The sequence below is a fragment of the Mesobacillus jeotgali genome (assembly GCF_031759225.1).
In the GTDB taxonomy this organism is placed as follows: domain Bacteria; phylum Bacillota; class Bacilli; order Bacillales; family Cytobacillaceae; genus Mesobacillus; species Mesobacillus jeotgali_B.
On sequence record NZ_CP134494.1, the window covers coordinates 3,733,223 to 3,752,608 of the forward strand.

At 45.2% G+C, this 19,386-nt stretch carries 9 protein-coding genes, 22 tRNA genes and 3 rRNA genes; 3 read left to right on the forward strand and 31 right to left on the reverse strand.

Going from position 1 to position 19,386, the window contains the following annotated elements; all coding sequences use genetic code 11:
* Window positions 1–7 precede the first annotated feature (7 nt).
* The 29 genes from RH061_RS18730 to RH061_RS18870 all read right to left on the reverse strand — a co-directional run bounded on the left by RH061_RS18730 (window position 8) and on the right by RH061_RS18870 (window position 14,491).
* Window positions 8–1,159 (reverse strand): glucose-1-phosphate adenylyltransferase, encoded by a 1,152-nt coding sequence (locus RH061_RS18730; RefSeq protein WP_311072361.1) that lies wholly within the window; start codon window positions 1,157–1,159, stop codon window positions 8–10.
* Window positions 1,077–3,035 (reverse strand): 1,4-alpha-glucan branching protein GlgB, encoded by a 1,959-nt coding sequence (glgB, locus tag RH061_RS18735; protein WP_311072362.1) that lies wholly within the window; start codon window positions 3,033–3,035, stop codon window positions 1,077–1,079. Before glgB ends, RH061_RS18730 begins: the two co-directional genes overlap by 83 nt.
* 899 nt (window positions 3,036–3,934) lie before the next feature.
* Window positions 3,935–4,006: transfer RNA gene (locus tag RH061_RS18740), tRNA-Glu, on the reverse strand.
* A 3-nt stretch (window positions 4,007–4,009) separates the two neighbouring features.
* Window positions 4,010–4,100 (reverse strand) — tRNA-Ser (locus tag RH061_RS18745).
* A 7-nt stretch (window positions 4,101–4,107) separates the two neighbouring features.
* Window positions 4,108–4,182 (reverse strand) — tRNA-Asn (locus tag RH061_RS18750).
* A gap of 13 nt (window positions 4,183–4,195) precedes the next feature.
* Window positions 4,196–4,269: transfer RNA gene (locus RH061_RS18755), tRNA-Ile, on the reverse strand.
* A gap of 3 nt (window positions 4,270–4,272) precedes the next feature.
* Window positions 4,273–4,346: transfer RNA gene (locus tag RH061_RS18760), tRNA-Gly, on the reverse strand.
* A gap of 12 nt (window positions 4,347–4,358) precedes the next feature.
* Window positions 4,359–4,431: transfer RNA gene (locus tag RH061_RS18765), tRNA-His, on the reverse strand.
* Between the two features lie 38 nt (window positions 4,432–4,469).
* Window positions 4,470–4,542 (reverse strand) — tRNA-Phe (locus RH061_RS18770).
* A gap of 150 nt (window positions 4,543–4,692) precedes the next feature.
* Window positions 4,693–4,768, reverse strand: a tRNA-Asp gene (locus tag RH061_RS18775).
* 42 nt (window positions 4,769–4,810) lie between these two features.
* A tRNA-Met gene (locus tag RH061_RS18780) sits at window positions 4,811–4,884 on the reverse strand.
* Window positions 4,885–5,048: 164 nt separating this feature from the next.
* Window positions 5,049–5,141, reverse strand: a tRNA-Ser gene (locus tag RH061_RS18785).
* Between the two features lie 15 nt (window positions 5,142–5,156).
* Window positions 5,157–5,233 (reverse strand) — tRNA-Ile (locus RH061_RS18790).
* Window positions 5,234–5,272: 39 nt separating this feature from the next.
* A tRNA-Met gene (locus RH061_RS18795) sits at window positions 5,273–5,349 on the reverse strand.
* A 21-nt stretch (window positions 5,350–5,370) separates the two neighbouring features.
* A tRNA-Ala gene (locus RH061_RS18800) sits at window positions 5,371–5,446 on the reverse strand.
* Between the two features lie 17 nt (window positions 5,447–5,463).
* Window positions 5,464–5,540 (reverse strand) — tRNA-Pro (locus RH061_RS18805).
* A 17-nt stretch (window positions 5,541–5,557) separates the two neighbouring features.
* Window positions 5,558–5,634, reverse strand: a tRNA-Arg gene (locus tag RH061_RS18810).
* A gap of 25 nt (window positions 5,635–5,659) precedes the next feature.
* Window positions 5,660–5,748, reverse strand: a tRNA-Leu gene (locus RH061_RS18815).
* Between the two features lie 10 nt (window positions 5,749–5,758).
* A tRNA-Gly gene (locus tag RH061_RS18820) sits at window positions 5,759–5,833 on the reverse strand.
* Between the two features lie 21 nt (window positions 5,834–5,854).
* A tRNA-Leu gene (locus RH061_RS18825) sits at window positions 5,855–5,939 on the reverse strand.
* A 19-nt stretch (window positions 5,940–5,958) separates the two neighbouring features.
* Window positions 5,959–6,034 (reverse strand) — tRNA-Lys (locus RH061_RS18830).
* 7 nt (window positions 6,035–6,041) lie between these two features.
* Window positions 6,042–6,117, reverse strand: a tRNA-Thr gene (locus tag RH061_RS18835).
* A gap of 38 nt (window positions 6,118–6,155) precedes the next feature.
* Window positions 6,156–6,231: transfer RNA gene (locus RH061_RS18840), tRNA-Val, on the reverse strand.
* Window positions 6,232–6,241: 10 nt separating this feature from the next.
* Window positions 6,242–6,357: ribosomal RNA gene (rrf, locus tag RH061_RS18845) — 5S ribosomal RNA — on the reverse strand.
* A gap of 146 nt (window positions 6,358–6,503) precedes the next feature.
* A 23S ribosomal RNA gene (locus tag RH061_RS18850) occupies window positions 6,504–9,438 on the reverse strand.
* A gap of 207 nt (window positions 9,439–9,645) precedes the next feature.
* Window positions 9,646–11,195 (reverse strand): 16S ribosomal RNA (locus RH061_RS18855).
* Together the 16S, 23S and 5S rRNA genes with 21 tRNA genes alongside form the textbook arrangement of a ribosomal RNA operon.
* A gap of 767 nt (window positions 11,196–11,962) precedes the next feature.
* Window positions 11,963–12,670, reverse strand: a complete 708-nt coding sequence (locus RH061_RS18860; RefSeq protein ID WP_311072363.1) for a DNA alkylation repair protein — start codon at window positions 12,668–12,670, stop codon at window positions 11,963–11,965.
* Window positions 12,671–13,021: 351 nt separating this feature from the next.
* Window positions 13,022–13,567 carry a GNAT family N-acetyltransferase gene (locus tag RH061_RS18865; RefSeq protein ID WP_311072364.1) on the reverse strand — a complete coding sequence of 182 codons (546 nt, stop codon included), beginning with the start codon at window positions 13,565–13,567 and terminating at the stop codon, window positions 13,022–13,024.
* 9 nt (window positions 13,568–13,576) lie between these two features.
* Window positions 13,577–14,491, reverse strand: a complete 915-nt coding sequence (locus RH061_RS18870) for a DMT family transporter (RefSeq protein ID WP_311072365.1) — start codon at window positions 14,489–14,491, stop codon at window positions 13,577–13,579.
* Between the two features lie 155 nt (window positions 14,492–14,646).
* On the opposite strand from RH061_RS18870, the gene RH061_RS18875 reads away from it, so the two are divergent.
* The gene (locus RH061_RS18875) at window positions 14,647–15,342 is read left to right on the forward strand and encodes an MgtC/SapB family protein (protein WP_311072366.1); all 696 of its coding nucleotides are present in this window, start codon (window positions 14,647–14,649) and stop codon (window positions 15,340–15,342) included.
* A 170-nt stretch (window positions 15,343–15,512) separates the two neighbouring features.
* Here the strand turns inward: RH061_RS18875 and RH061_RS18880 are convergent, their stop codons facing one another.
* Complete coding sequence (locus tag RH061_RS18880) at window positions 15,513–16,652, reverse strand: IS110 family RNA-guided transposase (protein WP_311072367.1); 1,140 nt, start codon at window positions 16,650–16,652, stop codon at window positions 15,513–15,515.
* Window positions 16,653–16,989: 337 nt separating this feature from the next.
* On the opposite strand from RH061_RS18880, the gene RH061_RS18885 reads away from it, so the two are divergent.
* Both RH061_RS18885 and RH061_RS18890 read left to right on the forward strand, forming a co-directional pair.
* Window positions 16,990–17,062, forward strand: a tRNA-Ala gene (locus RH061_RS18885).
* 234 nt (window positions 17,063–17,296) lie between these two features.
* Window positions 17,297–18,790, forward strand: a complete 1,494-nt coding sequence (locus RH061_RS18890; protein ID WP_311072368.1) for a nitrate/nitrite transporter — start codon at window positions 17,297–17,299, stop codon at window positions 18,788–18,790.
* Window positions 18,791–18,850: 60 nt separating this feature from the next.
* Here the strand turns inward: RH061_RS18890 and RH061_RS18895 are convergent, their stop codons facing one another.
* Window positions 18,851–19,324: a hemerythrin domain-containing protein gene (locus RH061_RS18895; RefSeq protein WP_251615503.1), complete on the reverse strand. Its 474-nt coding sequence runs from the start codon at window positions 19,322–19,324 to the stop codon at window positions 18,851–18,853.
* Window positions 19,325–19,386: the final 62 nt, after the last annotated feature.

Sequence of the window (19,386 nt, forward strand, 5' to 3'; positions counted from 1 at the left end):
AATCGGTTCAATTGGATTGCAATGCTCCGATTGTTTCTTCTGATACTAATGTAATTTCGTCATTACCGCTCTCGTCTGGCTTGATGATTGTTCCATCCGGGACATAGACTCCAGGAGAGACAATTGCCTTTTCGATCACACAGTTGTGTCCGATAACGGCATCCGGCATGATGACCGTTTCTTTAACTACCGCTCCCTTTTTCACGGTAACACCCTGGAACACTACTGTTCTGGAAACTTCCCCTTCGATCTTGCAGCCTTCATTGACCAGGGATTCAGATACTTCTCCTGCTGGGCAAATATATTGAGGCGGCTGGTTTGGATTGACGGAATAAATCCTCCAAGAATGATCAAACAGGTTCAGTTCACAATCTTTATCAAGTAAATCCATATTGGCTTCCCAAAGACTTTGTATGGTTCCTACATCCTTCCAGTAGCCTTTGAAAGGATAGGCAAATAACTTCCTATCTTCTTCAATCAGCAGCGGAATGATATCCTTGCCAAAATCATGGCTTGATTCAGGGTTCTGGTCATCCCTTATCAGATATTCCCTTAATACGCTCCATTTAAAAATATAAATCCCCATAGAAGCCAGATTATTTTTCGCTGCATCCGGTTTTTCCTCAAATTCGGTGATTCTAAGGTCTGAATCTGTATTCATGATGCCAAATCGGTTCGTCTCTTCCCATGGTACTTCAATGACCGAAATCGTCACATCGGCACCTTTCTCAATATGATGATCTAGCATCAGTTCATAATTCATTTTATATATATGGTCACCGGAGAGAATCAACACATATTCCGGGTCATACTGATCGAGGTAATTCAGGTTCTGAAAAATCGCACTTGCCGTGCCAGAATACCATTTCACTTCGGAACTTTCAGCGTAAGGCGGGAGTACTGTCACACCGCCCTCCTTCCTATCGAGGTCCCATGCGCTGCCAATGCCAATATAAGAATTGAGCAGGAGTGGCTGGTATTGAGTCAATACACCCACTGTATGGATTCCTGAGTTCGTGCAATTGCTTAATGGAAAATCAATGATCCGATATTTGCCGCCAAAAGGGACAGCAGGTTTAGCGAGATTCTTTGTCAGTGAGTGCAGACGGCTTCCTTTTCCTCCTGCCAACAGCATTGCCACGCATTTCTTCTTTTGCATGATTGTTTCTCCCCTTTCTTTTGATAACAGGACGTAAAACTGAGATTCCGAATGGAGAAATACTCATCTCTATAGAGTATGGCCTTCCATGGAAGGCTATTTCTTCCGCTTTCAAAACTTTTTTGTTAATGACGCCCGAACCGCCAAAGTCTGTAGCATCACTGTTTAAAATCTCCCGGTATTCACCATGCTTTGGGACACCGATTCGATAATCGCTATATACTTTGTCAGTAAAATTGCAAACGATGACCAGAAGTTCTTCAGGATTCTTTCCTTTTCTGATAAAAGAAAAAATCGACTGATCCCGGTTATCTGCATCGATCCACTCAAATCCTTCATAGCTTTGGTCGACCTCATACAGAGGCTTTGACCGTTTATACAATTTGATTAGTTCCTTATTATATTGGTTCATCTTTCCATGCATTTCATAATCGAAAAGATTCCAGTCAAGCTGCTCCTTGTCTTTCCATTCCGAAAACTGCCCGAATTCGGTCCCCATGAATGTCAGCTTCTTGCCGGGATGCGCAACCATGAAGCCAAGCAAAAGCCGGAGCTGAGCGAATTTTTGCCAGTAATCGCCCGGCATCTTGTCAAGAAGCGATCTCTTCCCGTGAACAACTTCATCATGTGAAAATGGCAGGACAAAATTCTCTGAAAAAGCATATAGCAACGAGAAGGTAACTTTATCATGTATATGCTTCCTGTTAAGGGATTCTTCCTCCATATACTTCAACGTGTCATTCATCCAACCCATATTCCACTTGTATGAAAAACCCAGACCGCCATACTCGACGGGACCCGTCACCTGAGGCCAGTCAGTCGAGTCCTCTGCAATCATCAGCGCTCCCGGTTCATACTCCTTGACTGCTTTGTTCAGCTTCTTTAAAAACTCTACTCCAAACTGGTTCGCTGCCTGGATTGAATTAGGCCAGTAAATGATATTTGCAACCGCATCCACCCTAAAGCCATCGATATGGTATTTTTCGAGCCAAAAAAGCGCACTCGAAATTAGGAAACTCTGGACCTCTGTTTTACCGAGGTCGAAATTGGCAGTTCCCCAAACATGGTTCTCACGATCATTCTCTCGCTGATATTCATACACATAGCTGCCATCGAATTGATACAGTCCGTGCGCATCCTTGCAAAAATGACCTGGAACCCAATCCAGGATAACCCCAATGCCGTTTTGATGGCACATATCCACGAAATACATGAAATCATGAGGTGCTCCATATCGGCTCGTAACCGAAAAATAACCAGTAGATTGATAGCCCCAGGAAATGTCGAGCGGATGTTCAGTTAAAGGCAATAATTCAATATGTGTGTATCCGTGTGAAAGAATATATGGAATCAACTCATCAACAAGCTCACGATATGTAAGGAACGACCCATCCTCATGCTTCTTCCAGGAACCCACATGCAATTCATAGATGAACATAGGCTCACCGAGTGTGCTCCTCTTTTCACGCTTTTGCAGCCATTTCTGATCATTCCATTTGTAGCCATCCAATGAGTAGACAATCGAGGCCGTATTCGGCCTTACTTCCGAGAAAAACGCATAAGGGTCAGATTTGAGCAACCGCTCACCCGACGCAGTCACAATCTCATATTTATAAATGGCACCGGTCAGATCCCCTTCGAGAGAGAGCTGCCAGACCCCCTCCTGGTTGACCTTATAAAACTCATAACCGTCTGCAACCCAATTATTAAAATCGCCTGCAAGCCTAACCTGCATCGCCTTCGGAGCCCACACACAAAATCGAGTATATGTTCCAGTTTCCGTTTTCATGACATGTGCCCCAAATAAATTGTAGCTCTGGAACAGATTCCCTTCATGAAACAGATGCAATTCAAACTCTGTAGGATTAATCACCATTGCCGTCCACCTGCCTTTGTAAAAACTAAAAAAACTGCCTATTTCAGTAGTATTCTAGTTACCAAAAGGAATTCCTTGTAAACAATTTTTTAATGTTTCGACAATAATACTCAAGAATTCGCCCGATTCGACAAATGCACTTAAATGACAGCGCTTTAATGTACTAAATCTTCCAATTACGCGAATTTTGGAGAACGAAAGTTAAAAATGAATAATGATTCATTAGAAAGATTTGTTGAATTTATTAGGTTTGATAGAGGAAATAGGTGAAAAAATGTTTTTGGTTGATAACGTTTTCATTATATCAATGAAATGATTGATAGTGATTTGAGGAGAGGATATTAGGCTGAATTTGCCATTGATGTGTATTTAACGGTACAGATTTTGGCATGGGTTAGCTAGGCAAGGATCATTTGATTGAATGTAAGTTACGCTCATTATATGGCTTGATTCTCGCTTCTTCGACCATTAGACGAATCACTTTCACTTCTTTATGTTACCGGTTTTGACCATGGACCTTATAACCGGGCACCTATCCCATCTTTATGTGCCCGGTTTTGATCGTGGGCCTCATAACCGGGCACATATCTCTTCTTTATGTTACCGGTTTTGAACGTCGACCTCATAACAGGGCACATATCCCTTCTTTTTGTTACCGGTTTTACCGGTTTTGACAGTCGACCTCGTAACCGGGCACATATTCCTTCTTTTAGTTACCCGTTTTGACCCTCGACCTCATAACCGGCATCCTACCTTCTTCTTAGTTAAGGATGCTTGAGGTATTGATAATATAGCAATTCAAAAGTACATTTGAATTAATACCTGGATTCTCTTTGGGGTCCAAAATTATATGGACATAAAAAAAAAGCCGTTAGCATAAATGCTAACAGCTTTTCTTATGACCCCTACGGGATTCGAACCCGTGTTACCGCCGTGAAAGGGCGGTGTCTTAACCGCTTGACCAAGGGGCCTTATGGCGGAGAAGGAGGGATTTGAACCCTCGCGCCGGTTACCCGACCTACACCCTTAGCAGGGGCGCCTCTTCAGCCTCTTGAGTACTTCCCCATATAAATGGCTCCGCAGGTAGGATTCGAACCTACGACCGCTCGGTTAACAGCCGAGTGCTCTACCACTGAGCTACTGCGGAATAATATAAAAAATGGGCCTAAGTGGACTCGAACCACCGACCTCACGCTTATCAGGCGTGCGCTCTAACCAGCTGAGCTATAGGCCCTTATGGAGCGGGTGATGGGAATCGAACCCACTACATCAGCTTGGAAGGCTGAGGTTTTACCAGTAAACTACACCCGCATATAAAAAAGGGGCGACTGATGGGAATCGAACCCACGAATGTCGGAACCACAATCCGATGCGTTAACCACTTCGCCACAATCGCCATATCTATAATTGCAAATTCATTCAAATTAAATAAGGTGGCTCAGGACGGAATCGAACCGCCGACACAAGGATTTTCAGTCCTTTGCTCTACCGACTGAGCTACTGAGCCACTATAATATTGCATCCTAAACTTTTACTTGTTTAGGCCCTTTGCTCAAATGACCTTCGGTCTTTCTCGCAGATTGCCACAGAAGCTTATTCAGGAAGTGAGCAATCTGCTCTACTCTACCGACTGAGCTACTGAGCCACAAAATAAAAATGGCGGTCCCGACCGGGATCGAACCGGCGATCTCCTGCGTGACAGGCAGGCATGTTAACCGCTACACCACGGGACCAGTATCTTTTCAAGTTCAGTACTTGAAAAGAACTTACTTTGATTGCGGGGGCAGGATTTGAACCTGCGACCTTCGGGTTATGAGCCCGACGAGCTACCGGACTGCTCCACCCCGCGACGATATTAATCATATAATATTGTTTATGCTCTAAGTGAGCATGGACTGTCCCGATCTCAGGCAGCTTATTCAAGAAGCAACTCGATCGGTACAACTCGCAGCATATTCAGTGAAGTAACGCTCGTTGCTCCACCCCGCGACGATATTATAGATAATAAAATTATGGAGGAGGTAGAGGGATTCGAACCCCCGCGCGGTGTTACCCGCCTGTCGGTTTTCAAGACCGATCCCTTCAGCCAGACTTGGGTATACCTCCGTATTAAATAAGCAATGGTGGACCTTGTAGGACTCGAACCTACGACCGGACGGTTATGAGCCGTCTGCTCTAACCAGCTGAGCTAAAGGTCCAGGAAATCCTAGATTGAATAGGTTCAACCAGATTAATTTTGGTAGCGGCGGAGGGGATCGAACCCCCGACCTTACGGGTATGAACCGTACGCTCTAGCCAGCTGAGCTACACCGCCAAAATATTATTGTAAGTTTTATGGTGGAGCCTAGCGGGATCGAACCGCTGACCTCCTGCGTGCAAGGCAGGCGCTCTCCCAGCTGAGCTAAGGCCCCATATAATATAAGTAGCATGGTCGGGAAGACAGGATTCGAACCTGCGACCCCTTGGTCCCAAACCAAGTGCTCTACCAAGCTGAGCTACTCCCCGATAAAGAGAAAATATAATGGCGCGCCCGAAAGGAGTCGAACCCATAACCTTCTGATCCGTAGTCAGACGCTCTATCCAATTGAGCTACGGGCGCATATTTAGTATATTAGCTAACTTGGTGGTGCCGAGGACCGGAATCGAACCGGTACGGTAGTCACCTACCGCAGGATTTTAAGTCCTGTGCGTCTGCCAGTTCCGCCACCCCGGCTAAGGAACTATGGAGCGGAAGACGGGATTCGAACCCGCGACCCCAACCTTGGCAAGGTTGTATTCTACCACTGAACTACTTCCGCGTCATATTGTTTTTGAAGAAATGGTGCGGGTGAAGGGAGTCGAACCCCCACGCCTTGCGGCGCCAGATCCTAAGTCTGGTGCGTCTGCCAATTCCGCCACACCCGCATATTATTTCAAAAAAAAGTGGTGAGCCATGAAGGACTCGAACCTTCGACCCTCTGATTAAAAGTCAGATGCTCTACCGACTGAGCTAATGGCTCGTACAAGTGGTGCCGGCAAGAGGACTTGAACCCCCAACCTACTGATTACAAGTCAGTTGCTCTACCAATTGAGCTACACCGGCAAGGTAATAAAGATGAGTTTCACTGTGTGAATTATATATGGTGGAGGATGACGGGATCGAACCGCCGACCCTCTGCTTGTAAGGCAGATGCTCTCCCAGCTGAGCTAATCCTCCATTTGAAACTGCCCGGCGACGTCCTACTCTCACAGGGGGAACCCCCCAACTACCATCGGCGCTGAGAAGCTTAACTTCCGTGTTCGGTATGGGAACGGGTGTGACCTTCTCGCCATCGTCACCAGACATTTTTTGAAGACAATATCTATTATACTGTCTTTTATGCAATTTGCAAGAGGAATTTTAAAAAGTTTTTCACTTAACGAAAAGCTTTTATTCCCTCAAAACTAGATAATGTGTAAGAAGAGTTCAAGAAGAACGAGTAATCTAATTTGGTTAAGTCCTCGAACGATTAGTATCAGTCAGCTCCACACGTCACCGCGCTTCCACCTCTGACCTATCAACCTGATCATCTTTCAGGGTTCTTACTAGCTTGCGCTATGGGAAATCTCATCTTGAGGGGGGCTTCATGCTTAGATGCTTTCAGCACTTATCCCGTCCGCACATAGCTACCCAGCGATGCCTTTGGCAAGACAACTGGTACACCAGCGGTGCGTCCATCCCGGTCCTCTCGTACTAAGGACAGCTCCTCTCAAATTTCCTGCGCCCACGACGGATAGGGACCGAACTGTCTCACGACGTTCTGAACCCAGCTCGCGTACCGCTTTAATGGGCGAACAGCCCAACCCTTGGGACCGACTACAGCCCCAGGATGCGATGAGCCGACATCGAGGTGCCAAACCTCCCCGTCGATGTGGACTCTTGGGGGAGATAAGCCTGTTATCCCCGGGGTAGCTTTTATCCGTTGAGCGATGGCCCTTCCATGCGGAACCACCGGATCACTAAGCCCGACTTTCGTCCCTGCTCGACTTGTAGGTCTCGCAGTCAAGCTCCCTTGTGCCTTTACACTCTGCGAATGATTTCCAACCATTCTGAGGGAACCTTTGGGCGCCTCCGTTACTCTTTAGGAGGCGACCGCCCCAGTCAAACTGCCCACCTGACACTGTCTCCCGCCCCGATCAGGGGCGCGGGTTAGAATTTCAATACAGCCAGGGTAGTATCCCACCGACGCCTCCACCGAAGCTGGCGCTCCGGTTTCTCAGGCTCCTACCTATCCTGTACAAGCTGTACCAAAATTCAATATCAGGCTACAGTAAAGCTCCACGGGGTCTTTCCGTCCTGTCGCGGGTAACCTGCATCTTCACAGGTACTATAATTTCACCGAGTCTCTCGTTGAGACAGTGCCCAGATCGTTACGCCTTTCGTGCGGGTCGGAACTTACCCGACAAGGAATTTCGCTACCTTAGGACCGTTATAGTTACGGCCGCCGTTTACTGGGGCTTCGATTCAGAGCTTCGCGTGAGCTAACCCCTCCTCTTAACCTTCCAGCACCGGGCAGGCGTCAGCCCCTATACTTCGCCTTGCGGCTTCGCAGAGACCTGTGTTTTTGCTAAACAGTCGCCTGGGCCTATTCACTGCGGCTCATCCGGGCTATTCACCCAAATGAGCACCCCTTCTCCCGAAGTTACGGGGTCATTTTGCCGAGTTCCTTAACGAGAGTTCTCTCGCTCACCTTAGGATTCTCTCCTCGCCTACCTGTGTCGGTTTGCGGTACGGGCACCATTTATCTCGCTAGAGGCTTTTCTTGGCAGTGTGGAATCAGGAACTTCGGTACTATATTTCCCTCGCTGTCACAGCTCAGCCTTCACGCAAGCGGGATTTGCCTCACTTGCAGCCTAACTGCTTAGACGCGCATATCCAACAGCGCGCTTACCCTATCCTCCTGCGTCCCCCCGTCGCTCAAACGATAAAGAGGTGGTACAGGAATATCAACCTGTTGTCCATCGCCTACGCCTTTCGGCCTCGGCTTAGGTCCCGACTAACCCTGAGAGGACGAGCCTTCCTCAGGAAACCTTAGGCATTCGGTGGATGGGATTCTCACCCATCTTTCGCTACTCATACCGGCATTCTCACTTCTAAGCGCTCCACCAGTCCTTACGGTCTGACTTCAACGCCCTTAGAACGCTCTCCTACCACTGACATCTAAGATGTCAATCCACAGCTTCGGTGATACGTTTAGCCCCGGTACATTTTCGGCGCAGAGTCACTCGACCAGTGAGCTATTACGCACTCTTTAAATGGTGGCTGCTTCTAAGCCAACATCCTGGTTGTCTAAGCAACTCCACATCCTTTTCCACTTAACGTATACTTTGGGACCTTAGCTGGTGGTCTGGGCTGTTTCCCTTTTGACTACGGATCTTATCACTCGCAGTCTGACTCCCACGGATAAGTCTTTGGCATTCGGAGTTTGTCTGAATTCGGTAACCCGATGAGGGCCCCTAGTCCAAACAGTGCTCTACCTCCAAGACTCTTACAACGTGAGGCTAGCCCTAAAGCTATTTCGGAGAGAACCAGCTATCTCCAAGTTCGATTGGAATTTCTCCGCTACCCACACCTCATCCCCGCACTTTTCAACGTGCGTGGGTTCGGGCCTCCAGTTGGTGTTACCCAACCTTCACCCTGGACATGGGTAGATCACCTGGTTTCGGGTCTACGACCACATACTCATTCGCCCTATTCAGACTCGCTTTCGCTGCGGCTCCGTCTTCTCAACTTAACCTTGCATGTAATCGTAACTCGCCGGTTCATTCTACAAAAGGCACGCCATCACCCATGAACGGGCTCTGACTACTTGTAGGCACACGGTTTCAGGATCTCTTTCACTCCCCTTCCGGGGTGCTTTTCACCTTTCCCTCACGGTACTGGTTCACTATCGGTCACTAGGGAGTATTTAGCCTTGGGAGATGGTCCTCCCAGCTTCCGACGGGATTTCACGTGTCCCGCCGTACTCAGGATCCACTCAGGAGGGAACGAAGTTTCAACTACAGGGTTTTTACCTTCTCTGACGGGCCTTTCCAGACCACTTCATCTACCCCGTTCCTTTGTAACTCCATGTAGAGTGTCCTACAACCCCAAGAGGCAAGCCTCTTGGTTTGGGCTATGTCCCGTTTCGCTCGCCGCTACTCAGGGAATCGCGTTTGCTTTCTCTTCCTCCGGGTACTTAGATGTTTCAGTTCCCCGGGTCTGCCTTCAATGCCCTATGTATTCAGGCAAAGATACTGTTCCATTACGAACAGTGGGTTTCCCCATTCGGAAATCTCCGGATCAAAGCTTACTTACAGCTCCCCGAAGCATATCGGTGTTAGTCCCGTCCTTCATCGGCTCCTAGTGCCAAGGCATCCACCGTGCGCCCTTTCTAACTTAACCTAAAAGGTCATTTCTCTATTGAATAGAGAGAAAACTAAAATGGCGATCACTCGGTTTTTCTTGGTTCTTCTTACTTACGATTATCTAGTTTTCAAGGAACAAAAAAAGCTTTGAGGCAATTACTCCCTCAAAACTAAACAAACAAGCTAGTCAACAGTACGAATCGTAAGATTCGCATTCCGATTGCCATTACGGCAATATCCTTAGAAAGGAGGTGATCCAGCCGCACCTTCCGATACGGCTACCTTGTTACGACTTCACCCCAATCATCTGTCCCACCTTAGGCGGCTGGCTCCAAAAGGTTACCCCACCGACTTCGGGTGTTACAAACTCTCGTGGTGTGACGGGCGGTGTGTACAAGGCCCGGGAACGTATTCACCGCGGCATGCTGATCCGCGATTACTAGCGATTCCGGCTTCATGCAGGCGAGTTGCAGCCTGCAATCCGAACTGAGAATGGATTTATGGGATTGGCTCGACCTCGCGGCTTCGCGACCCTTTGTTCCATCCATTGTAGCACGTGTGTAGCCCAGGTCATAAGGGGCATGATGATTTGACGTCATCCCCACCTTCCTCCGGTTTGTCACCGGCAGTCACCTTAGAGTGCCCAACTGAATGCTGGCAACTAAGATCAAGGGTTGCGCTCGTTGCGGGACTTAACCCAACATCTCACGACACGAGCTGACGACAACCATGCACCACCTGTCACTCTGTCCCCCGAAGGGGAACGCCCTATCTCTAGGGTTGTCAGAGGATGTCAAGACCTGGTAAGGTTCTTCGCGTTGCTTCGAATTAAACCACATGCTCCACCGCTTGTGCGGGCCCCCGTCAATTCCTTTGAGTTTCAGCCTTGCGGCCGTACTCCCCAGGCGGAGTGCTTAATGCGTTTGCTGCAGCACTAAAGGGCGGAAACCCTCTAACACTTAGCACTCATCGTTTACGGCGTGGACTACCAGGGTATCTAATCCTGTTCGCTCCCCACGCTTTCGCGCCTCAGCGTCAGTTACAGACCAGAGAGCCGCCTTCGCCACTGGTGTTCCTCCACATCTCTACGCATTTCACCGCTACACGTGGAATTCCGCTCTCCTCTTCTGCACTCAAGTTCCCCAGTTTCCAATGACCCTCCCCGGTTGAGCCGGGGGCTTTCACATCAGACTTAAGGAACCGCCTGCGCGCGCTTTACGCCCAATAATTCCGGACAACGCTTGCCACCTACGTATTACCGCGGCTGCTGGCACGTAGTTAGCCGTGGCTTTCTGGTCAGGTACCGTCAAGGTACCGGCAGTTACTCCGGTACTTGTTCTTCCCTGACAACAGAGCTTTACGACCCGAAGGCCTTCATCGCTCACGCGGCGTTGCTCCGTCAGACTTTCGTCCATTGCGGAAGATTCCCTACTGCTGCCTCCCGTAGGAGTCTGGGCCGTGTCTCAGTCCCAGTGTGGCCGATCACCCTCTCAGGTCGGCTACGCATCGTTGCCTTGGTGAGCCGTTACCTCACCAACTAGCTAATGCGCCGCGGGCCCATCTGTAAGTGACAGCCGAAACCGTCTTTCAGCTTTCCCTCATGTGAGGGAAAGGATTATCCGGTATTAGCTCCGGTTTCCCGAAGTTATCCCAGTCTTACAGGCAGGTTGCCCACGTGTTACTCACCCGTCCGCCGCTGATCTTCAAAAGCAAGCTAATGAAGATCCGCTCGACTTGCATGTATTAGGCACGCCGCCAGCGTTCGTCCTGAGCCAGGATCAAACTCTCCAAGAAAGAGTTATGAGTTAGCTCATAAAGTTAAAACGTTGGCTCATGATCTTCTATAATAGAAGACATGAAAATTTATTGTTTGTTGACGCTTGTTTGTTTAGTTTTCAAAGAGCAAGTTGTTCAGTTCGTCGCCCGGAAGCGACTTTATTAATATAACACGCTGTTTTGTTATTGTCAACATCATTTTTCATTTTTGTTTATCACTTGAAAAGATGTTGTTTTTATCAATTCAGCGTTGTTTTACTGAAGCGAGATTAAATATAACACGGATAAAAAATGTTTGCAATATAATTTTAAATGTTTTTTTCACAAAGTTTCATCTCACTACTGATATCCAACTTTCCTTCTATAATATCCTTTTATTAATATTTTCTCATTTGAGCTCATATAATCTTTTGGACAAACTAATTTACAGAGGTGATCCTATTTGCTGCAATCAATTGCACTTTATCTATCATTATTCATGGCAATCCTTTTATTTTGCATTGCCTACATTGAAGCCATTAAAATTGCCAACGCTGAAGGAAGGGTTCACGGAGGAACTTTAATCTTATCAACTGTTTGCGCATTACTGTTTTCCAGGTTCACATATCTATTTATATAAAATTTATTAGTTAAAATTTAAAATTGGCATTGCAAATAAAATATCTAAGAAAAGCCCAAAATCGCTTAACGTACTTGTTAAGCGATTTTTACCTATGTCATTCGGCTAAAGCCATACAAGTGAATTGGAACAAGAGGACATCCTAGCACAGCCTTTAATTTCAAACTTAACAGATGCATGTCTTCCGTTTAACACCAATTTTGTTACGACTTGCAATCTTTTCAATATAAGGAACGGCAAGAGGAACTTTACACGCAGTGTTACCCATATTGACATGAACGTTGCCGATTGTTTCAGCAACTTTCATCGCTTCATCATGTAAGTCAATCACATAGGCTCCTACACTGATCACAAATCCATTCATACAATACCGAACTCGGTTTTTTTCTTGATGAATAGTTGTTTCTGCTCTTTGAAGCAGCGTTCTGATTTCTTCTAAATCCAGTTTTTCATCAGGGGTAATGGATAAATAGTTGGCATATGTACTCCAGCCGGCAACTGCTGTCATTTCTTCTTCTGACTCCATCCATTCACGGGCAAGTTCCAAAGCATAATGACTTTCAGCCGCCACTCCTGCAACAGTATATTCCGCAAGCATGTACCAGTCTACGTTTCCCACCCATTTTTGGAGGGTTTCCTTTGTCACCAATTTCGGATTAATAGACAGCCCTGCTAAATACATAGCATCAAAGTTTCCTGTATCATACAAGGCTAGAGCCAACTCGTGGTCTTTTTTCACATGCTTGACAAGCTTTTTCAAATCCCCAATCTTTACTCCGTACAGGGTTCCATTTGCTCCATGATTAATGAAAGTTTTCTTCGTTTGCTCTGAACTCAGCTCTGCTAGCTTATTCATGATCTCCTGAACATTCATTTAAAACCTCCGTTTGATTTTTGTCTTATGCCATACAGAAAAATATTATTAAAAAATATTTAAAGTTTTACCTCTCTCTCTTAAAAAAATTCAACAAAGAAAGGTAAATTCCCTTTAAGTGTAAATGCTTCTATGAACAAAAGGGACCAAATCGCCATTATGGCAATTTGGTCCCTTTATCCATTAAGTCATATACTCAAGGCCTCACCTTTTGGAACTGGTTACCTTTTATCTTCCCTTAGAATAGCTGCAAGTGCTGCGTCAACAACTTCCTTTTTCAAAGAATCGCTTTCTGAGTATCCCTTCATATTGAAACCCATTTTTCTTCAGTACACTCCACGATTGATCGTTCTATCCCCTTAGTTTTTCAATGATAGTCTGTTGAAGGATATTTAGTTCCTTCCAAATATAAGCGAATTCAAGATACTCTTTGCCCGCAATTTTCACAACTTCTTCTCCAGCTTTTTTGGGTTTAAGGCTTTTATAAAATTTACGACTTTCATTATCAGCTAACACCCAAACGAGCATAGATTGATAATGAAGTTTCTGCATCTCTTCCAAACCAGCTTGGAGCAGTCTCAAGCCTAGCTTACCTCTTTGATACTCTTTAAGAATGTAGATCGCGTATAGTTCTCCATCGGCATCGAATTTTCCTGTCCTCTCTTTTCCAAAGGATGCGAATCCGATTATTTCCCCTTCTGGGTTAACAGCAACAAAAACCGGAGAAGTTTCAGCATTTAGTAACAAGCCTTTTTCCCATAAAGGTTTCCTGTCCTCCACCTTCAAGGAATCTAAATATTCCTGGCGTACCAATCCCTGATACGTTTCTTGCCAGCTTATAACGTGAACCTTTGCAATACCGCACGCATCATCTTTCGTAGCCTTCCTGATTTGCATATTCCTCTCCTACCCCGATATTGAATTGATCTCGGCTTGATTTTTAAGCTTCATCTTTCTTTCATCTACTAAAAACAATGTTATACCAGCAATAACAACTAATCCTCCAATAATCTGTGTCAAAATCACTTTTTCACCGAGGAGGTAGAAAGCCAGGACCGTTGCGCCCACAGGTTCAAATAGTATCGCCATAGAAATGACTGATGCGCTGATCCATTTAATCGACCAGTTGAATAGTGTATGGCCAAGCAGAGTCGGTATCAGCGCAAGGAGGACAAAGTAAACCCAATCGCTTGCAGGATATGGATAGAATGAATCACCTACCGCTATTACATAGAAGAATAAAGTAATCGAACTGATGCTATAAACAATGAAAGTGTAGGTTATTAAAGACATTCTCTTTCTGACTGTTTGGCCAAATAAAAGGTATACAGTGACTAATGCACAGGCTACAATCGCCAGAAAGTCTCCAAACAACGCACTTCCACTGATTTTGAAGTCCCCCCAGCTAATGATGACGCTGCCGCCAATTGCAATTACTCCGCTTAAAATCGCTTTAGCTGAAACACGCTCTTTAAAAAAGAGATAAGCCCCTACGAATGCAAAAAGTGGCTGAAGCGTGACCAGTACAGTAGAGCTTGCTACTGAGGTATAGTTTAGTGATTCGAACCAGAGGATAAAATGAAAGGCCAGAAATATCCCGGCGATTCCTGTGAATACCCAATCACGTTTCGTAATAAGACGCAGTTCTGAAACATACTTTATAAGAAACACCGGCAGCATTAGTAGTACTGAAAAGAATAACCGGTAAAATGCAATGACTCCGGACGGCGCGGATGAGACTTTGACCAAAATCGCAGAAGTCGAGACTGCAATGACTCCAATTGCTACCGCCATATAAGGGTTTACTTTAGGTGCTTCCATTTCCATTCTCCTTTAATAATTTCATTGTGAATTATATGTATTTTACAATGAAATCGAACTTTTATCTTGAAATAAAAATTAATTTTTATTGGAAAAGTTTAGTCCGTCTTTTTTAGGGAAATTAAATACATCTAATCAGGGGCAGGAGAAACGACATGTTATTTTCAATTGATATGGAAATTTTACTTAAGTTGGGGATATCCGCTTTCTTGGGCCTGGTCATCGGGCTTGAAAGGGAAATTAAAAGAAAACCTGTAGGCCTTAAGACTAGTCTTGTTATCTCGATTGTCAGCTGTCTTTTGACGATTGTGTCAAGTGAATCAGCCTATATGTTCCCAGGAGACGAGGACGTTAATATCACGATGGATCCTCTCCGCTTGGCGGCCCAGATTGTATCCGGTATCGGCTTCCTCGGTGCCGGGGTTATTTTACGAAGAGGGAATGATACGATTTCGGGTCTTACAACGGCAGCGATGATTTGGGGTGCCGCTGGTATTGGAATCACGGTAGGTGCCGGATTTTATTGGGAAGCCATTGCTGGTGTTGCTCTGCTTATTGTGAGTGTGGAATTCATCCCATTTTTGATGACTTTCATAGGACCAAGGCAATTAAGGGAAAAAGAGATCCGGCTGCAGTTCAATGTCAACAGCCGGGAAAGCATCGCTGATATTATTACCAGAATCAAGGGGGAAAAAATTGCATTGAAAAACGTCCGCATTAAGGATCTTGCAGAAGGAAACCAACTGGTACAATTGATTGTAACCGTGGACTTCCGCAGAAAGACGACGGATGTTTATGAAACCGTGTCGGAAATCGAAGGGATCAACAGAGTTGAAATAGAAGGTTTATAGGAGAAAAGCTGCTTAATGCAGCTTTTTTCTGTGAAAATAATTAATTCTGGCTTCTTCGAATAATCGTGATCATATTCGGTAATCCTTAAAATAACCTAAAAAAGCCAATAAGAAAGCAGGGCTACCGGTAGGAGGGTAACCGTGTATACTTCTATTTGGTTTTGGTTATACTAAATAACTTGTCTTTCTTTAAATGGCTCCTTGTTTATAAGCATGGAGTAGATGATTCGAAGCATTCGATGCGATGTCGCAACGAGTGCTTTTTTCTTTCCTCTTCTAGCGGCAGTGGACCAGTATTTCGTAGCTAACCACCTATTTCGGCATCTGGAAACGGCCCAGGCTGCTTCACACATGGCTGACTTAATGTGCGGATTACCTTTTGTTGTCCGAGTACTCTTACGTTTCCCTGCACTTTCATGATTGCCAGGAGATACACCTGCCCACGAAGATAAATGTTGAGAGGTTGGGAACTGATTCATATCCACTCCAATCTCGGCAATGATGATGGCTGCTGTATCTTTCTTTATCCCAGGAATGGTCAGAAGCAAATGAAGTTCTTCTTTATATTGCTCCAGAAGTTGGTCAATTCTTTTCTCCACCTCTAAAATATGTTCCTCTAGTTGTTGAATGTGAAGCCAAGACTGTTTGATTAGAAACCTTTGATGGTCATTAATCGTACCGAAGAGCGAGTCAGTAATTAATTGTTTTTTAGATGACATTTTTCCGTGTATTCTGCTTTCGACTTCATCGCCATCTACGTATCCCTGTTCCACCAGTCTCTCAAGCAACTTTCTCCCTGAAACCCCAAAGACATCGGAAATAACCGAACTCAGCTTAACGTTTGAACACTCCAGAACCTTCTGAATCCGGTTCTTTTCAGAAGTTAATTGGCCAATCCACTTTTTTCGGAGACGTGTGAGGTCCCGTAACTCCCGGATATCGGACGGAGGCACAAAACTCTTTTCGATGAGCCCATGTCGCAATAATTTGGCAATCCACTCGGCATCGGAAACATCTGTTTTTCTTCCTGGGACGTTCTTGATCCTTTGGGCATTCGCAAGAGTAATATCAAAAAAGTCTTCAAGGATATTAAACACAGGCTTCCAATAGACTCCGGTGCTTTCCATCGCAATATGGGTGACCCCATGGTCTTTCAGCCACTTTAATAAACGGAATAAATCCTTCGTCAAGGTTGGAAAGGTTTCAGTAATCTTGATCAAATCCTCGTCTTGCTTGCCGGTTAGAACGCAGGCAACGATTGTCTCTGAATGAACATCAAGACCTGCACAACGTTCAATAAATACATCCATAATACCAATCCTCCACGTATTAGATCACAAACAGCGAGCGGATTTGAAAAAAGGCATTTTTCTGTACGTGGTCATCCTTCCCAAAGGGAATGAGCCAACAAAGGGTTGATCACCAAATCCACTCAAACAGTTTTTGTTACAGGGTCTTAGCCACCATAAAAAGCCACGTCCTATAAACCGTTTGTGTCCTCTACATTATGGACATAGGAGATTTATTTTCATGCATGGGTTGGGAGTCAGAGGAATCATGATAGTTTTTGTATTCACGTTAAATTTTGTCTTGCATGTCCGATGAGATGGTTATATAATCTTTCTTGTACCTTATCTGTTTAGATACGGGGGATTAGCTCAGCTGGGAGAGCGCAACGCTGGCAGCGTTGAGGTCAGGGGTTCGAGCCCCCTATTCTCCACTTTCTAAAAAAGCTGCAAAACCTATTGGTTTTGCAGCTTTTTTTATGTCATTTTCCTTCTTCACAGAAATAGCTCCTTTCATTTATCAATGCAGAGGATCATATATTCCTTTCATAACCCCAAACTTCCCTGACTTTTAAAATTCTGTAAAATACCTGGTTTACTGGCATCTATATGGGTATTTTAAGTAGTGACGCCATTATTCTTTGCAGAACAATGAAAGGAGTTCTACAATGCAAAAAGGAAGCTTTCAACTCGTTCTTCAGACCTCTAGTCTGGTGATTGGTTTCATGGTGTGGGTGATTCTATCCTCTTTAATGCCCTACATATCGGCTGACATTGATTTGACTTCCAGTGAAATGGCTTTAGTTACCGCTATTCCGGTAATCCTCGGCTCAATTTTGAGGATCCCCCTTGGGTATTGGACAAATAAGTATGGTGCTCGCCTGATTTTCACCATTAGTTTTATCACCCTCTTACTCCCCGTCTTTATCATAAGTTCTGCCGACTCAATCACAATATTGATCACAGGCGGACTCTTGCTTGGTATTGGCGGTGCTGTTTTTTCTGTCGGCGTAACATCGTTACCTAAATATTATCCTAAGGAGAAACACGGTTTTGTAAATGGGATTTATGGTGCGGGAAATATCGGTACTGCCTTTACTGCATTTTTAGCTCCAGTGATTGCAAATGAATTTGGTTGGCGTGCAACAGTTAACATGTACCTGATTCTGTTGATCATCATTACAGTCCTAAACTTCCTGCTCGGGGACAGGCAAGAGAAGAAGGTCAAGGTTTCGCTGGGTGAGCAGATAAAAGGTGTTTATCGTAATCCTAAACTTTGGCTGCTTAGCTTATTTTATTTCATCACCTTCGGGTCGTTTGTCGCGTTCACCATCTATTTGCCAAATTTCCTGGTGAACCATTTTGACCTCAGTAAAGTGGATGCTGGTCTTAGAACAGCAGGCTTCATCACGATCGCCACCTTCCTTCGACCTGTTGGCGGATGGCTTGGCGACAAATTCAATTCTTTCATCATCCTGATGTTTGTCTTCACAGGGCTGACATTTAGCGGATTTCTCCTTTCCTTTACTCCCTCCTTACCGATTTACACAGTCGGTGTAATGGGAGTGGCGATATCAGCCGGGATTGGGAATGGAACTATCTTTAAGCTTGTTCCGATGTATTTTTCAAAGCAGGCAGGGATTGTGAATGGAATCGTTGCTGCGATGGGCGGGCTGGGAGGCTTTTTCCCTCCATTGATCCTCACCACCTTGTTCAATTGGACCGGGCATTACGCAATTGGATTCATGGCGCTCTCTGAATTTGCGCTTGCCAGCCTGATTCTTGTTGTTTGGCTTTATTATCAAGACAAGCTCAAGCTCGCTTCCAATGTTCTGGAGAGTACCGAATCGGGTATGATGGTAACGGATATGAACGGAGTCATCCAGAAGGTAAATCCCGCTTTTACAAAAGTAACTGGATATAAGGCAGAAGAAGCGATCGGAAAAACACCATCCATCCTGCAATCAGGTAAGCATGAGAAAGATTTTTACAGATCGATGTGGGAAAAAATCAATAGTGACGGATATTGGCAAGGTGAAATTTGGAATAGGAAGAAAAACGGAGAAATCTATCCTGAATGGCTGACAATCAGTACCATTAGAGATGATGCCGGCCAGCCCAAAATGTTGGTAGCGATGTTCAGTGATTTATCGAACCATTAGAAAAAGCAGAGAGTCCATTTAGGGGATTCTCTGCTTCCTATTTTCCTGTCTATATGGCGACTATTGTCCGGAGGCTGGTTTTTCATTTTGTTCGCGGATTTGTTCAAGGTGAGAATGATCTTGCCTGAAAAGGATTCGTTCTTCCTCATGATTATGGATATCCACCAGGTGAAGAATGGTTTTAAACCGATCTATGACTTCTTCTGTTACTCCTTCTTTCGGCAGCCTGGCCTTGACATCGGCCACAATCATTCTAATTAAATCGTGGTCTCTAATGAGTTTGATAACTTCCTCCCTCATTTCTGGCTGGTTTTCTATGACTTCCTTATAAAAGCCTTCTTCCTCAGAATCCGCATGAGCGATTGTCCTCGTTTCCCAATGTTCCACAAGGGCGTCTGCTGCAACGGCACAATCCTCATCACGTTCCTCTCTGAATAGTTTTACGAGTAATTCTGTCAAATCTCGTCCTTCTGTATAATAACCATCATGAATGGATTGATGTGAAAAGTGATTCTTCAACGCAGGTCCTGACATATTCGACTCCTCCTTTACTAAAATGGCAAAGAAAGGCTGAGATTCAGCCTTTCTTTTATGGT

Excerpts from the sequence above, each read along its gene's own strand:
- RH061_RS18870 (WP_311072365.1), bottom strand. The coding sequence starts at position 14,491 with ATGGAAGCACCTAAAGTAAACCCTTATATGGCGGTAGCAATTGGAGTC.
- RH061_RS18890 (WP_311072368.1), top strand. The coding sequence starts at position 17,297 with ATGCAAAAAGGAAGCTTTCAACTCGTTCTTCAGACCTCTAGTCTGGTG.
- RH061_RS18875 (WP_311072366.1), top strand. The coding sequence starts at position 14,647 with ATGTTATTTTCAATTGATATGGAAATTTTACTTAAGTTGGGGATATCC.
- RH061_RS18860 (WP_311072363.1), bottom strand. The coding sequence starts at position 12,670 with ATGAATGTTCAGGAGATCATGAATAAGCTAGCAGAGCTGAGTTCAGAG.
- glgB (WP_311072362.1), bottom strand. The coding sequence starts at position 3,035 with ATGGTGATTAATCCTACAGAGTTTGAATTGCATCTGTTTCATGAAGGG.
- RH061_RS18895 (WP_251615503.1), bottom strand. The coding sequence starts at position 19,324 with ATGTCAGGACCTGCGTTGAAGAATCACTTTTCACATCAATCCATTCAT.
- RH061_RS18730 (WP_311072361.1), bottom strand. The coding sequence starts at position 1,159 with ATGCAAAAGAAGAAATGCGTGGCAATGCTGTTGGCAGGAGGAAAAGGA.
- RH061_RS18865 (WP_311072364.1), bottom strand. The coding sequence starts at position 13,567 with ATGCAAATCAGGAAGGCTACGAAAGATGATGCGTGCGGTATTGCAAAG.
- RH061_RS18880 (WP_311072367.1), bottom strand. The coding sequence starts at position 16,652 with ATGGATGTATTTATTGAACGTTGTGCAGGTCTTGATGTTCATTCAGAG.